Source organism: Cohnella nanjingensis (assembly GCF_014212125.1).
In the GTDB taxonomy this organism is placed as follows: domain Bacteria; phylum Bacillota; class Bacilli; order Paenibacillales; family Paenibacillaceae; genus Cohnella; species Cohnella nanjingensis.
In genome coordinates this window covers 45,614-59,524 of record NZ_JACJVP010000071.1, presented here as the reverse complement: position 1 = coordinate 59,524, position 13,911 = coordinate 45,614, and the positions used below count along the sequence as shown (strand labels likewise).

At 60.2% G+C, this 13,911-nt stretch carries 13 protein-coding genes and 1 riboswitch; of the genes, 9 read left to right on the top strand and 4 right to left on the bottom strand.

The window, feature by feature from the left end; genetic code table 11:
- Positions 1-177: 177 nt before the first annotated feature.
- Positions 178-1,080 carry an aldo/keto reductase gene (locus H7C19_RS32385; protein WP_185673218.1) on the bottom strand — a complete coding sequence of 301 codons (903 nt, stop codon included), beginning with the start codon at positions 1,078-1,080 and terminating at the stop codon, positions 178-180.
- Positions 1,081-1,411: 331 nt separating this feature from the next.
- Between H7C19_RS32385 and H7C19_RS32380 the strand changes: the two genes are divergently transcribed.
- From H7C19_RS32380 to H7C19_RS32345, 8 genes are all read left to right on the top strand, one after another.
- Positions 1,412-1,987, top strand: coding sequence for a hypothetical protein (locus H7C19_RS32380; protein WP_185673217.1), 576 nt, complete (start codon positions 1,412-1,414; stop codon positions 1,985-1,987).
- 26 nt (positions 1,988-2,013) lie between these two features.
- Positions 2,014-3,504, top strand: a complete 1,491-nt coding sequence (locus H7C19_RS32375) for a methyl-accepting chemotaxis protein (RefSeq protein WP_185673216.1) — start codon at positions 2,014-2,016, stop codon at positions 3,502-3,504.
- Between the two features lie 340 nt (positions 3,505-3,844).
- The gene (trhA, locus tag H7C19_RS32370) at positions 3,845-4,486 is read left to right on the top strand and encodes a PAQR family membrane homeostasis protein TrhA (protein WP_185673215.1); all 642 of its coding nucleotides are present in this window, start codon (positions 3,845-3,847) and stop codon (positions 4,484-4,486) included.
- A gap of 74 nt (positions 4,487-4,560) precedes the next feature.
- A complete protein-coding gene (locus H7C19_RS32365) occupies positions 4,561-6,060 on the top strand; it encodes a diguanylate cyclase (protein ID WP_185673214.1) in 1,500 nt (499 codons plus the stop codon).
- The gene (locus H7C19_RS32360) at positions 6,057-6,959 is read left to right on the top strand and encodes a DUF72 domain-containing protein (RefSeq protein WP_185673213.1); all 903 of its coding nucleotides are present in this window, start codon (positions 6,057-6,059) and stop codon (positions 6,957-6,959) included. The genes H7C19_RS32365 and H7C19_RS32360 overlap by 4 nt, the downstream gene beginning before the upstream one ends.
- Before the next feature lie 63 nt (positions 6,960-7,022).
- Positions 7,023-7,868, top strand: coding sequence for a sugar phosphate isomerase/epimerase family protein (locus H7C19_RS32355; protein ID WP_185673212.1), 846 nt, complete (start codon positions 7,023-7,025; stop codon positions 7,866-7,868).
- A gap of 328 nt (positions 7,869-8,196) precedes the next feature.
- Positions 8,197-9,516 (top strand): AAA family ATPase, encoded by a 1,320-nt coding sequence (locus H7C19_RS32350; RefSeq protein WP_185673211.1) that lies wholly within the window; start codon positions 8,197-8,199, stop codon positions 9,514-9,516.
- Positions 9,517-9,856: 340 nt separating this feature from the next.
- The gene (locus H7C19_RS32345) at positions 9,857-11,155 is read left to right on the top strand and encodes a homocysteine synthase (protein ID WP_185673210.1); all 1,299 of its coding nucleotides are present in this window, start codon (positions 9,857-9,859) and stop codon (positions 11,153-11,155) included.
- Between the two features lie 87 nt (positions 11,156-11,242).
- Here H7C19_RS32345 and lspA read toward each other — a convergent pair whose 3' ends face one another.
- The 3 genes from lspA to H7C19_RS32330 are packed head-to-tail and all read right to left on the bottom strand — an operon-like array spanning position 11,243 to position 12,270.
- The gene (gene lspA / locus H7C19_RS32340) at positions 11,243-11,719 is read right to left on the bottom strand and encodes a signal peptidase II (RefSeq protein WP_185673209.1); all 477 of its coding nucleotides are present in this window, start codon (positions 11,717-11,719) and stop codon (positions 11,243-11,245) included.
- A gap of 26 nt (positions 11,720-11,745) precedes the next feature.
- Positions 11,746-12,039 (bottom strand): hypothetical protein, encoded by a 294-nt coding sequence (locus tag H7C19_RS32335; RefSeq protein WP_185673208.1) that lies wholly within the window; start codon positions 12,037-12,039, stop codon positions 11,746-11,748.
- 3 nt (positions 12,040-12,042) lie between these two features.
- A complete protein-coding gene (locus H7C19_RS32330; RefSeq protein WP_185673207.1) occupies positions 12,043-12,270 on the bottom strand; it encodes a helix-turn-helix transcriptional regulator in 228 nt (75 codons plus the stop codon).
- Positions 12,271-12,471: 201 nt separating this feature from the next.
- Positions 12,472-12,669, top strand: a riboswitch (cobalamin riboswitch).
- 231 nt (positions 12,670-12,900) lie between these two features.
- Here H7C19_RS32330 and H7C19_RS32325 point away from each other — a divergent pair.
- Positions 12,901-13,911 carry an ABC transporter substrate-binding protein gene (locus H7C19_RS32325; RefSeq protein ID WP_185673206.1) on the top strand — a complete coding sequence of 337 codons (1,011 nt, stop codon included), beginning with the start codon at positions 12,901-12,903 and terminating at the stop codon, positions 13,909-13,911.

Sequence of the window (13,911 nt, the reverse complement as noted above, 5' to 3'; positions counted from 1 at the left end):
ATATTCCCTACGATGATTAGGCGCGTAAGCCCTGAAAGCGATAATGGCCAACACCCATTTCCATAAAACAGCTTCGCCCTCTTCTGAGGACGGCGAAGCCGGTTTTACTTGTCTGGGGCCAGCGCGGTATCCGCTGCCGGTTTTCTTCGCGCGGCCGTAGTCCTTCAAGCAGTCGAATTACTTCAATCCGGCCCAGGCCGGCTCGCATGCTTCGAGCCAACGGTTGCGGATCTCGAGAATCTCGCGGTCCGGCAGCTTGCCCTTGGCCGCGTAACGGACGTTGTCCTTGAAGTGCGACGCATTCGTCGTCCCGACGATCGCCGTGTCCACATAAGGGACGGACAGCACGAAGCGCAGCGCCTTCTCGGCGATCGCATCCGATTCCTGCTTCATGAACGGATAGTCGAGCTTGTCCAGCCGCTCCTTGTAAGGATCGGGCGCATTCTCCAGCCCCTCCCGGGTCCAGATGGCGTTCGCGATCGGGCGCTTCGCGATAACGCCCATACTGCGCTTCGCGGCTTCGGTCAGGGTGAGCGACAGCGCCTCCTGGTCCGCGATGTTCACGGACGTCTCCAGCGCGTCGAACACGTCCGTGCGGATAGCGTAGAGGGCGTCGGTGCTGTCTCCGCTGTAGCCGATATAGCGAACGACGCCGTCCCGCTTGAGCTTCCGCACCGCTTCGACAAGATCGCCTTGGCGCAGCACCGCCTCCGAGCAACTGTGGATGAGCAGCAGGTCCAGATAATCGGTCTTCAGGTCCTTCAGCGACCGCTCTATGCTAGGCTGCACATTCCGCACGTCCCAATCCGGGTATGGCAGGCCGACGCTCTCGCCTTCGCCCAGCTTGCTGAACAGATAATACTCGCGCCTCCGGTTCGATATCGCCTGCCCGATCAAGCCTTCGCTGGCTTTGTAGCTGGATGCGGTATCGATCACGTTCACGCCTTGATCCAGCACGTCGCCCAGCAGCGTTTCCGCTTCCTTCGAAGTGATGGGAGCCGTATCCATTCCGATCTCCGCGCTGCCGAATCCGAGTACGGATACGTTCATATCCGTCTGGCCGAACTTTCTCTTCTCCATCGCTGGCACCTCCAGATTAAGTCGTATTAGCCATTACCCGTTAGACCCGGGCGCAACCCATCCCTTCCGATTTCGGCGATGATTCCGCGATGATATGTTAGGCTTTTCCAAACAAAGGGTTGATTTCGCGCGTCGGATATGGTTAATTCAACTTAATACCAAGTAAGCCTATGAACTTAAATATTTTCAAACCCTCTTCAAAATAGGCCTTGGTTTTCCGACAAAATTAGTAGTTTAGGAGTGGAAGGAGCTGGGATTAACGACCGATTGACCGCTTGAAAAAAGGGGGCATCCCAAATAGACAGAGAGAGAAGCCCTAGGAGTGGAAGACTTGTTCAAGCAAATCGAGAATGACATTGAAGCCGCGCTATTCAATTTCATCTGGATGACGGCATGGCGAGAGAAGGGGTTCGAGTTCGAATTCTCGACCGATGTCCTCGGCCGGTACGTGGTCATCACTCCCCAAGGGGAATACGTCGGCTCCGCGGAGTTCAAGCCCTATACGCCGACGGACAGCCCGCTCGAAGCGATCGCTCCGTTCGGCGCCCATCCGAGCGTTGCGGCGGACCCGGCGAAGGTGGCCGAGATCGACAAGATCGCGCTGCTCAAGGAGTCGCGGGGCGCCTATACGTCCGAGCTGCTGTCGTCGGCGGTCCATTTCGCGAAGGAGAACGGCTACCACTACTTTGTCTCGCTGCTTGAGCCGGTCTTTTATCGGGCCTTGCGCATCACCTACCGCGTTCCGATGGAGAAGGCGGGGCCCGCCAAATTTTACAAAGGGGATCAAGTCATTCCGGTCATTTTCGACATGAAGCGGATGTACGAGAATCCAGAGCAATACGAGTGGCTGTCGTTCCGGGAATTCGCCATGAACCCGCCGGAATGCTCCGCCCTTCAATCGATCTAATCACTTCCTGGACAAAGGCGGTCAACATGAGCGAATTAACGGTATTGGACAGAAGAAATCGGCTCTACGTCAAAATATTGTGGGGCATGCTCCTGCTCGGCATCCTCGCCGACCTCGGCGCGGCGCTGCCCCTCCGCATGATTCTCATCTTGGTCGTCACCGGAACGGTCATGTGCGGGTTGGCGACGGTGCTGACGTACAAACGGATCTTGACGGGATACGTCATGTATCTCGTGCCCGTCGTCTTGGCGCTGCTCACGGTGCTGCTCATCGTATCGGATCCGAATCCGATCGTGAGCACCTACTTCCTGGTCTACGTCAACATAGCCCTGATGACGCTCTACGCGAACTACAAGCCGATCCTGCTGGCCGGCGTTCTCGGTCTGGGGACCAGCACCTACCTGTTCTTCGATCCGAAGTTCAGCGAGCGACTGTTCCCCCACGACTCTCTGCTGTATCTCTGCCTCTATCTCGTCTTCGTGACGGCGGCGCTGGCCGCCTCCTCGCGGTTCGGCGCGCAGCTGCAGCGCCAAGTGACGGAGGAGAAGGGACAAGCCGTCGCGGCCAAGGAGCTGTCCGATCGGCTGGTCGACAAGCTCGAGTCCTCGATTCAGCTGCTCAGCGGGTTCAGCGCGCAACAGAAGGAAGACGTCCAGGCGACCGGCCGGATCTCCAAGGAGGCGACCTCCACCTTCGTGGAGATGACCCAAGCGATCGAGAGCCAGAGCAACGCGGTCATCAGCGTATCCGGCTCGGTACAGGAAGTGGAGGAGGTCATCTCCGGTCTCGCGGACGGGACGGACCGCCTCCGCCAGTTGTCCGCCGATACGGCGCAGCTCACGCAGGCAGGCAGCGGAGAGATCGGCGTGCTGGCGGTGGAGGTCGAGCGGGTGCGCGCCATCGTCGGGGGTACCGTGCAGCTCATGGAGGCGCTAGGCGAGCAGAACGCCCGGGTGAGCGACATCATCGGCACGATCGGCGAGATCGCGGAGCAGACCAACTTGCTCGCGCTGAATGCCGCGATCGAAGCGGCCCGGGCCGGCGAGCACGGCAGAGGCTTCGCGGTCGTCTCCGGCGAGGTGCGCAAGCTCGCGGACCATTCCCGTCAGGCGACGGGCGAGATCGCGAGCATCCTGGAGACGGTCCGCGCGCAGATCGAGGCGGTCAGCCGCCAAGTCCATCTCGGCCAATCGGCGGTCGCGGCGAGCCACGACGCGAGCCGTCAGGTCGAGCGGATCATGTCCGACATCGCCGCGAACAGCGAACGGGTGAAGTCGCAGGCGGACGAAGCCTACGCTTCGGCCGAATATGTCCGCGAGAAGTACGCGGGCATCGCGGGCGACTCCGATCAGATCGCCGCCGCCGCGGAAGAGAACATGGCTTCCATCCAACAAGTGTCCGCCAACATGGCGCATCAGAACGGCAAGATCAACGCCATCGTGGAGGATTACGGCCGGCTGGATACGCTCGTGAACGAGCTGAAGCAGCTGGTCGGCGGGCAGGAGAAGAAGAGATAACGGACAGGGACGCCATCGCGTCCCTGAAGCGGCCGGACAACGGCGGGATCTCCCGGCGCCCGGCCGCTTTGTTTTTTTCGTGCGTCGCATCGCGGTCTGCCGCTTTGCCCTGGCGGGAGGATCGCCTCTCGTCACTTTCCTCGCGCTGCCCTGGACAGCGAAGCCTTGCGGCAATGGAAGCCCGTTTGTCACCAAGTCGACAGCCTGCGGAATACGATACAGGAGCCTACTGGGCTGCCATGCGTCGACACCGGTTCTCCGCTTTTCGCCTTCTGCCGCGACGAGTGGTACAATAGAGGCTAATCCAAGACAGGCTCATCCGGGCAAGGAGTGAACAGCCATGGCGAACACGTATGTATACACCCGAAGAGAAGAGGTCGCGAATGCCATCACGCATGGGATCGGCGCGGTCTTGAGCGTCGCGGCGCTCGTGCTGCTGGTCGTCTACGCGAGCTTGAAGGGGACCGTCTGGCACGTGACGAGCTTCACGATCTACGGCACGACCATGCTGCTCCTCTATACGGCCTCGACGCTCGTCCACGCCGTGCAGGAAGGCAAGCTGAAGGACTTGTTCGAGACGTTCGACCATTCCTGCATCTACCTGTTCATCGCCGGCACGTATACGCCGATTCTGCTCACCGTATTGCGCAGTCCTTTGGGCTGGACGCTGTTCGGGCTCGTGTGGAGCATCGCGATCGGCGGCGTCGTCTTCAAAGCCTTCTTCACGAAGAAGTTCCTCTTCCTCTCGACGCTGTTCTATCTGCTCATGGGTTGGCTTATCGTATTCGCCTGGGGCCCGCTTACGGAGGCGCTCATGCCCGGCGGCATCCGGCTCCTCGTCGCCGGCGGCCTGCTCTATACGATCGGTTCGGTCTTCTATATGTGGCGCGCGTTCCCTTATCATCATGCCGTATGGCACGTCTTCGTGCTGGCGGGGTCCGTGGCTCACTTCTTCGCGATTCTGCTGTTCGTGCTCCGCTAGACTTCATTTCCCCGGGAATTGTAGTAAAATGTAAGAAATGAGTACCGATGCTCCGGGATGTGAACATATTTTCGATGACCAATGACCTCGTGGCGAATTTCGCGCTGCTTACCGCATTTCTATTCGCTTACAACCTGCTCTTCGGGCAAAAGGTGGCGGGCCTGCGTCCGAGCCTGCGGACGAAGACGATCGCCGGCGCCGTTTACGGCATCTTCGCGATTCTCCTGATGTACTTTAGCGTCAGCGTGGGCCCGAAGACGATTCTCGATTTCCGTCAGCTGATGATTATCTCTTCGGCCGCCTTCGGCGGTCTCTATGCGTCCATGCTGACCGGTCTGATCACCGTCATAGGGCGCGTGCTGCTGTTCGGCGGTCTGAATCACTCGTCGATCGTGGCGTCGATCTCGGCCTTGACGCTCGCCTTGGGGAGCGGACTGATCTCCCGGGCGGTTCGCGGCCATACCGGCCGGATGTGGTTCTACTCGCTGCTGCTCAGTTTGATCTGCCTGACGGGGACGCTGACCTACCTGCTCGGGCGCGACAGCCTAACGATACTGCCCCGCATGGCGCCGCTCATTGTGCTAGGAGGGATCTTCGTGGCGGGGCTGACCGCCTACTTCGCTTCGGCCAACCGCTTGACGCAGGAGCTCAGGGCCAGCGAGGAGCGATACCGGCAGCTGCATTCGATGCAGGAGGCGATCCTGCGGTCGGCTTCGGGCGTCTCCATCGTCGCGGCCGATCTGAACGGCAGAATCACGCTGTTCAACAGGGGGGCCGAGCTGATGTTCGGCTACCGCGCGAAGGAGATGATCGGCCGCGGCGTGAAGGGCTTCGATGTCCTGACGGAGCGGGCGAAACGCGGTCTGGCGGACGAGCGGGAATGGACCTTCGTCCGCAAGGACCGCACGCGTCTGCGCATCAATCTGATCGTGACGCCCGTGAAGGACGAGATCGGCGTATATATCGGCTATATGGGCGTCGCGACCGATATCACGGAGCGCAAGCGCGCCGAAGAGGCGCTTCGCAAGGCGAACGAGATGCTGCGTCAGCTCTCGCTGTTGGACGGGCTCACCGAGATCCCGAACCGCCGGCATTTCGATCAGGCGCTGGACCGCGAATGGTCGCGTGCGGCCACTGAGGATCGCCCGCTCGCGCTCGTGCTGTTCGATATCGACGCCTTCAAGAGCTACAACGACACCTACGGCCACCAGGCCGGAGACCGGGCGCTCATCCAAGTCGCCGCCGCGGCGAAGGCTTGCCTGCGCACCGATGAAGACATCGTCGCCCGATACGGAGGCGAGGAGTTCGCGGTGATCCTCCCGGGGGCGAACCTGTCCGAAGCGACGCGGCTCGCGGAGAAGATGCGGGCCGCCGTCGAAGCGGCCCGCATCCCGCACGCGGGCGCGCCGACGAACGGCGTGACGGTCAGCGCGGGCGTCGCGGCCGTGCGAGGTTCGGCGCTCCCCGGCGCGCATGCGCTCGTCGCCGGGGCGGATCGCGCGCTCTATGCGGCCAAGCAGGGCGGGCGCAATCAAGTAAGGCAGGCGAAAGCCGTCCGGGAGGCGATGCGATGATCGAGATCGGACTGGCCGGCTGGGGCGATCAGGACGCGCTGTATCCGCCGGGCTTGAAGGCCAAAGACCGACTGCGGACGTACGCCCGGCATTTTCCCGTCGTGGAGGTGGACAGCTCCTTCTACGCCATTCAGCCCAAGGAGCGGTTCGCGCGCTGGGTCGAAGATACGCCGCCGTCCTTCTCCTTCGTCGTGAAGGCGTATCAGGAGATGACCGGCCATCTGCGGGGCAAGAGCTACTATGCGGATTCGGGCGAGATGTACGCGGCCTTCCGCGACTCGATCGAGCCGGCCCGGGAAGCCGGCAAGCTGAAGGCCGCGCTCTTTCAATATCCGCCGTGGTTCGATTGCAACCGCGAGAACGTGAAGCTGCTGCGGGAGACGCGGGCGCGGATGGAAGGGCTGCCCTGCGCGCTGGAGTTCCGCCATCAGAGCTGGTTCGCGCCGGAATGGCGGGACAAGACGCTCGGATTCATGGCGGACGAGGGCTGGATCCACAGCGTCTGCGACGAACCGCAGGCCGGGACGGGGTCGGTGCCTACGGTACTCGCGGCGACGCATCCGGCGCTGACGATCGTCCGGATGCACGGCCGGAACGCGGCGGGCTGGCACCAGAGCAGCGCGCCGAACTGGCGCGAGGTCCGCTACCTATACCGTTACAGCGACGCGGAGCTGGCCGAGTGGCGCGACCGGCTGCAGACGCTGCAGGCGGATTCACGCGACATCTGTCTGATCTTCAACAACAACTCGGGCGGCGATGCCGCGCCGAACGCGAAGCGGCTCATGGGCATGCTCGGCCTGCCCACGCCCGAAGGCCGTGATCCGGAGGCGCCTGAACCGGCCGACGCCGTGCCCGAGCAGTTGGATCTATTCGGCGGCGAACTGCCCCCGATTGATTAAGCAAGGCCGCTGCGGTTTAAAAATAGAGTAGTAGTCCGATCCAACCTGAAGGGGGAGAGGCGTATGCAATGCCACGTCAATAGCTGGTCGTTCGATCGGATCATGGGGCCAACGCAGGTCATAGAGTGGGACGAGGCCGAAGAGAAGCACGTCGTGAAGACGGAGCCTGCGGACGAGCCGGCCCGCCTGGCGCTGCCGGAACTGATCGCGAAGCTCGGCGAGCAGGGATACCTGGGCGTCGAGCTGGCTTACGTCCATCTGCGCGACACGTCCGAGGACGGGCTCCGCCGCCTGCGCGCCGACGCCGAACGGGCCGGCGTCGCGCTCACGTCGCTGCTGCTCGACTTCGGCGACGCCTCCACGGCGAGCGAGCCGCGCCGGCGCGCGGAGGAGGCGCTCTACCGCCGATGGATCCGGTCGGCCGAGCAGGCGGGATTCCGCCGGGTCCGCATCGGCGCGGGCGACGCGCCGCCGGGAGACGAAGCGGCGCTGGCCAGAGCGGCGGAGATGCTGACCGGGCTTGCGGGCTTCGCCGGACGAGCCGGGATCCGGCTCGTGACGGAGAATCTCGGACGGCTGCTGTCGCGCTCGGAAGCCGTGCTTAAGCTGTTGAAGGCTTGTGGCGGCGAGGTCGGGCTGACGGCGGACTTCGGCAACTTCAAAGACGACAAATACCGGCAGCTGAAGGAGATTCTTCCGCAAGCGGAGACGATCCATGCCAAGGCGTCGGAGGATGGCGGCGGGCAGCTGGATTCGACGGATTTCCGCAAGTGCGCGGATCTGGCGCGGCATGCCGGCTTCCATGGGCCCTTCTCCCTCACCTATCTCGGAGAGGGCGATCCGTGGCGCAAGCTGTCGGAGATTCGCGATCTGGCGGCGATCGAGCCGACTTCGCTGAAGCTGCTGTAATTCGAGATTGACATTCGGCGCCAGACTTGTTTAATATAAGCTACATCTTCTATGAGAGGAGGTCCGCGGACCATGAAGGCGTGGAATTGCCGTTTGCAGTCGCTTCAGTCTCCTGCGCCATCGACGCTGCCGTCGCTGCCGCCTCTCGTTCGTCCATGGACCTCTTCTGGCGTCTGCGTATGAGACGACGGGACATTCGGGCTGCCGCCCGCGTTTCCCGTCCGACGATTGACCTTTACGTGGAACCGCGAGCCGTGGCTTGCGGTTTTTTGGCATTGGCTCCGAGCGGGCGATCAAGACTATAAACGATTAACAGGTGAATTCGAACATGAGCAATCCTATCCAAGCTGAAGCAATCCGAAAACAAGCTTTCGTGGCGCGTTTCGGCGAGCGGGGACGCGAAGACGCGGATGCGTACTTCGACTACGCCGCGACGGTCGGGGGCATCTCCCGGCTGCTGTCGGACAAGTACGGCTGCGACTTCAAACTCTATTACCAAGAAGACCAGGACGACGTCTGGGACGGCCTCGAGGAGGACATCTCGTCGGGCTATCCGGCGCTGGACTTCGTGGCGAGCGTGTTCGATCTGGTGGAGACCCGCCAGTTCGTCTTCGAGCCGAAGCTCGGCGAGACGAATTACGAGATTCGTCCGTCGGTGCGCAACAACGTCTTCGCCTACCCCGAGCACCGGGTGGCGTTCGCCCGCGTGCCGACGCTCGTGAACTATGGCCTCGGGACCGAGGACCTGATCTTCGCGGAGAGCGACGAAGGGCTACGCGCCTGCCTCCAAGCGATGCAGGGGCGGCAGGTCATGGAACGGAAGATGAACATCTACACCGACACGAAGGACGGGCTCGACCGGAGCCGGGAGCCGATCTCCCAGGCGGTGACGCGGGACGACGTGATCATGGACGAAGCGCTCAAGACGCAGATCTTCCGCTCGATCGACGAGTTCTTCTCCAAGGACCGGGCGTTCTTCCAAACGTACGAGATTCCGTATAAACGGGGCATCCTGCTCTACGGGCGTCCCGGCAACGGCAAGACGACGCTGGTGAAGTCCATCGCGGGCAGCGTCGACGCCCCCGTCTCGTATTGGCAGATCACGGAGTATACGACCAGCGAGTCGATCCAGGAAGTGTTCGCGGCAGCGGTCAAGCAAGCGCCGACCGTGCTCGTCATCGAGGACATCGATTCGATGCCGACTTCGTGCCGCTCCTTTTTCCTGAACATTCTGGACGGCGCGACTTCCAAGGAGGGCGTCTTCCTGATCGGGACGACGAACTACCCGGAGAACATCGACCCGGCCTTGATGAATCGCGCCGGCCGATTCGACCGGGCCTACGAGGTGAAGCTGCCGGACGAAGAGATGCGGCTCGCCTATCTGCTGCGCAAAGGCCTCGGCAAGCTGGCGGACGAAGAGCAGGTCGCCCACGCGGCCCGGCGCACGGAAGGCTTCTCGCTGGCCCAGCTGAGCGAGCTGTACGTATCCGCCGCGCTGCAGCAGCATTACGAGGACCAGATCGATCTGGAGCGGCTCATCTCCGACCTGCGGAGCGACCTGAACAAAGGACGCAGAGGGGACTGGCTGAGCAATGCGGGCAGCGGCGGTTCGGGCACCCCGTATCAGATCGGATTCCATTCGGCTTAATCGGCCAGGCTAAGGGTGCCGGTGCCGCCTGTTTGAACCTTCCCGCCGGCGCTAGGGTCGGCTAACCGGGGAACCGAATCGCCGGCGCCGGCATGCGATCTCCAATCATCTTCGGGAATGAGGATCGAACGAGATGAATCAACCCCCCACGCGCCAGGATCCCCGTGCCTTTGAGCCTATTTTGTGAAGTAATATACATGATGTCTAATAGAAGAGAAGAAATTGTAGGAAAGTGACAAAGGAATTCATAAAATGGCAAGCTTCCATGGAGGAATTCAGGGGTTAAAGCGCGAAAGAATTACGATAAACCTCATCCCTTCGAAATGGAGCGTGAAAGAATATGGCTAACGAACCTCAGTACCAACCGGAGACCCTCGCCGTCCATGCGGGCCAGACGATCGATCCGACGACCCAATCGCGCGCGGTGCCGATCTACCAGACGACCTCTTATGGCTTCAAGGACGCGGAGCACGCGGCGAATCTGTTCGCGCTCAAGGAATTCGGCAACATCTACTCGCGGATCATGAACCCGACCTCGGACGTGTTCGAGAACCGCATCGCCGCCCTCGAAGGCGGCGCGGCCGCGCTAGCGACTGCTTCGGGGCAGGCTGCGATCACCTTCTCGCTGCTCAACATCGCCGGCGTCGGCGACGAGATCGTCTCCTCGTCCACGCTGTACGGCGGCACGTACAACCTGTTCTCGACCACGCTGCCGAAGCTGGGCTTGAACGTGAAGTTCGTCGATTCGTCCAACCCGGAGAACTTCCGCGCGGCGATCACCGACAAGACCAAAGCGCTGTACGCCGAGACGATCGGCAACCCGAAAGGGGATGTGCTCGACATCGAAGCGGTCGCCAAGATCGCGCATGAGCACGGCATTCCGCTCATCGTGGACAATACGTTCCCTAGCCCTTACCTGCTTCGTCCGATCGAGCACGGCGCGGACATCGTCGTGCATTCGGCGACGAAGTTCATCGGCGGCCACGGCACGTCGATCGGCGGGGTCATCGTCGACGGCGGCAAGTTCGACTGGGCGGCGAGCGGCAAGTTCCCGGGGTTGACGACGCCGGACCCGAGCTATCACGGCGTCGTGTATACCGAAGCCGTCGGTCCGATCGCCTACATCATCAAGGCTCGCGTCCAACTGATGCGCGACCTGGGCTCGGCGATCTCGCCGTTCAACTCGTTCCTGCTGCTGCAGGGGCTGGAGACGCTGCACCTGCGGATGGAGCGGCACAGTTCCAACGCGCTGGCGGTGGCGAAGTACCTGCAGGCGCACGAGGCTGTGGACTGGGTGAGCTATACGGGGCTCGAAGGACATCCTTCGTACGAGCTGGCGCGCAAATATTTGCCGAAGGGGCAGGGCGCGATCCTCACGTTCGGCATCAAAGGCGGCGTAGAGGCGGGCAAAAAGCTGATCGCGTCGGTGAAGCTATTCTCGCACTTGGCGAATGTCGGCGACTCGAAGTCGCTGATCATCCATCCGGCGAGCACGACGCATCAACAGCTGACCGAAGAGCAGCAAGAGGCGAGCGGCGTCAGCGCGGGTCTGATCCGGCTGTCGGTCGGCACGGAGTCGATCATCGACATCCTGGCGGATCTGGATCAAGCGATCGCGGCCAGCCAGCAGCAAGCATAGCAGAGAAAGGCCGGACGCAAGAGCGTCCGGCCTTTTTTAGGGTTAGGGGAGCGAGCGTTGGGCTTCTTCAAGGGGTTCAATGTATGGTTAAGCCGACGGCAAGCCACTAGACGATCGATTCGTCCGAGCGTCCCTCCAGGAATCGATCAACAGGATAAGGACCCCCATGCATAGGAAGGAATCCGCAACATTGAATACCGGGAAATCGATAAAGCGAACATGAAGCATGTCCACCACTTCCCCTTTAAAGACACGATCGATAAAATTACCGAGCGCTCCGCCTAAAATAAGAGCCAAACCATAGGAGAGGAGCTTTTTCTCGCGGTAAGTTTTGCGCAGGTAGAGACTCACGCCGACCAGAACCACAGACGTAGCGATAAGAAAGAAGCTCCGCTGGTCTTGCAGCATCCCAAAGGCAGCGCCTCTATTGCGGACGGAAGCCAATCCGAACACGCCGGGTATGATGGTTATTTGTTGTCCAATCGCCATGTAGGCCGATACAAGCCATTTAACCACATGATCTGCGATAATGATGCCGATAGCTATCGAATAGTAACGAACCATTCCAACCCCTCCTCATTAGGCATGCCTTAATATTTCTTGCGGATGATCATCCAATAAAATAAACCGACAAATATCGTTAAAGACATTAGCGTCGTCATGCAAATCCGCAATATGACGTAATCTATCGTCTTCCAGCCTGTATAACAAATGATGAGGGACAAGCCGCCAATTAAGAAAACGAATAAGAAGCTGAAAAGTTTATATCCCAAAAGTCTTGCGCGTTCATCCTGTCCTTCTTTGGCCACTAAAATAACAAGTCCTATGCACGCTAGAAAAGCAATGCCCGATAATCCGTTCGTAATCGTTAATACCGTTTCCATTCTTTAATCTCCTCCCTGAAATTCATATTGAAATACTTCCGTAATTTCAGCTTCAAGCGCATGGGCGATTTCAAAAGCCAGCGCTAAAGAAGGGGTATATTTTTTATTCTCAATGGAAATGATGGTTTGCCTGCTGACTCCGGCCTTTTCGGCTAAATCCTTTTGCGTCATTTTGCGTTCGGATCTTAAAACGGCAATTCGATTGGTTAATTGCCGGTCTTGTTCCCCCATTTCACTTTCATCTCCCTACAAAGTAAACTTACCTTCACATATTGTAAAGAAAACTTTACATAATGTAAAGCTTGCTTTACTATTAAGCGATGGTTTTTTCCGGACGCCTTTTTGCGGAGACGGGTATTGGCAAACAAAGACTACCCTTTGCCAGCGACATAGGCTATAATGCGAACAGCGAAAGAACGCTTGACCAAACGAATGAATTTACAGCCAGTAGGTGCCTTGTCCGACGCGCGCGTCGGCCGGGGTTAAAAGGGAAGCCGGTGCGAATCCGGCGCGGTCCCGCCACTGTAAATCGGGGACGACCTCGTAATGCCACTGTTCCGCAAGGGATGGGAAGGCGAGGAAGTCGCAGCACCCGACAGCCAGGAGACCTGCCTATCTGCGCTTAGCCAACGAAATCCTTCGTGGAAAAGGATCGGCTCCATCAGGAAAATGTGCGCAGCGGCTGCGAACCTATCCATTCATCGCCCGCGAAGCGTTCACTTCACTTGATCCGCTGACCCCCTTCTTCCCTTACGGAAGATGGGGGTTTTCTTCGTTGCACGGCTCGCCCGGTTGAATCATTCCGATGCGTGAAGCGCTTCTCGCCATACTCTAAGGTTTGCAGAAGGGGAAGATGGATTTATGAAGCGTTATCTATGGGGATTCGTATTGGCTGCTATGCTGGCGGTTATGGCTGCATGCGGGGCGAAGGACGATGCGCCCGAGGCATCCGGCTCGGGAGCGGCCGCCAGCCCGTCCGCGACGGCTTCGGCATCCGCCTCGTCGCCTGCGGCGAGCCCGGAAGGCAAAGAGACGCAGTATCCGATAACCGTCCAGGATGCGACGGGACAGTCGTTCACGTTCGACAAAGCGCCGGAGCGCATCGTCTCGACGTCGCCTGCGGAGACGGAGATGCTGTTCGCGCTTGGCCTGAACGACCAGGTCGTCGGGGTCTCCGACTATGACAATTACCCGGAAGAAGCGACGACGAAGACCAAAGTCGGCGGCGTGACGAAGCCGAACGAAGAAGCGATCGTCGGGCTGACGCCGGACCTCGTCATCACGGGCATCTCCATGAAGGAAGACGTCGTCGCGAAGTTCCGCGATCTGAAGCTGAACGTATACAAGACGGATGCGAAGACGCTGGACGACGTGATGAACGGCATTCTGCAGATCGGCGTCATCACGAACCGCCAAGCGCAAGCGGAAGCGGTCGTCGCATCGATGAAGGCCGACGTTCAGAAGGTGAAGGACGCGGTCGGCGGATTGAAGCAAGAAGAGAAGAAGAAGGTCTATGTCGAGTTCTCCCCGGGATGGACGGTCGGCAAGGGCGAGTTTATGGACGAGATCATCACGCTCGCGGGCGGCGAGAACGTCGCGGGAGATACCGAGGGCTGGAACCAAATCAACGAAGAGACGATCGTGCAGCGCAATCCGGACGTCATCCTCTTCACCCAAGGCGTCAAGGACGACCAATCCGGCAAGACGCTCGAAGAGCTCATCCGCGGCCGCAGCGGCTGGGACAAGATTCAAGCGATCAAGGATAACCGGATCGTCGGGCTGGATCAAGATCTGCTGTCGCGTCCGGGACCGCGCCTAACGCAAGGGCTGCTGGCCGTCGCCAAAGCGGTCTACCCCGACTTGGTGAAATAG

Bases quoted from the DNA above. Each gene is read 5' to 3' on its own strand.
- H7C19_RS32385 (WP_185673218.1), bottom strand. From the start codon at position 1,080: ATGGAGAAGAGAAAGTTCGGCCAGACGGATATGAACGTATCCGTACTC.
- H7C19_RS32365 (WP_185673214.1), top strand. From the start codon at position 4,561: ATGACCAATGACCTCGTGGCGAATTTCGCGCTGCTTACCGCATTTCTA.
- trhA (WP_185673215.1), top strand. From the start codon at position 3,845: ATGGCGAACACGTATGTATACACCCGAAGAGAAGAGGTCGCGAATGCC.
- H7C19_RS32375 (WP_185673216.1), top strand. From the start codon at position 2,014: ATGAGCGAATTAACGGTATTGGACAGAAGAAATCGGCTCTACGTCAAA.
- H7C19_RS32345 (WP_185673210.1), top strand. From the start codon at position 9,857: ATGGCTAACGAACCTCAGTACCAACCGGAGACCCTCGCCGTCCATGCG.
- H7C19_RS32330 (WP_185673207.1), bottom strand. From the start codon at position 12,270: ATGGGGGAACAAGACCGGCAATTAACCAATCGAATTGCCGTTTTAAGA.
- H7C19_RS32360 (WP_185673213.1), top strand. From the start codon at position 6,057: ATGATCGAGATCGGACTGGCCGGCTGGGGCGATCAGGACGCGCTGTAT.
- H7C19_RS32325 (WP_185673206.1), top strand. From the start codon at position 12,901: ATGAAGCGTTATCTATGGGGATTCGTATTGGCTGCTATGCTGGCGGTT.
- H7C19_RS32335 (WP_185673208.1), bottom strand. From the start codon at position 12,039: ATGGAAACGGTATTAACGATTACGAACGGATTATCGGGCATTGCTTTT.
- lspA (WP_185673209.1), bottom strand. From the start codon at position 11,719: ATGGTTCGTTACTATTCGATAGCTATCGGCATCATTATCGCAGATCAT.
- H7C19_RS32355 (WP_185673212.1), top strand. From the start codon at position 7,023: ATGCAATGCCACGTCAATAGCTGGTCGTTCGATCGGATCATGGGGCCA.
- H7C19_RS32350 (WP_185673211.1), top strand. From the start codon at position 8,197: ATGAGCAATCCTATCCAAGCTGAAGCAATCCGAAAACAAGCTTTCGTG.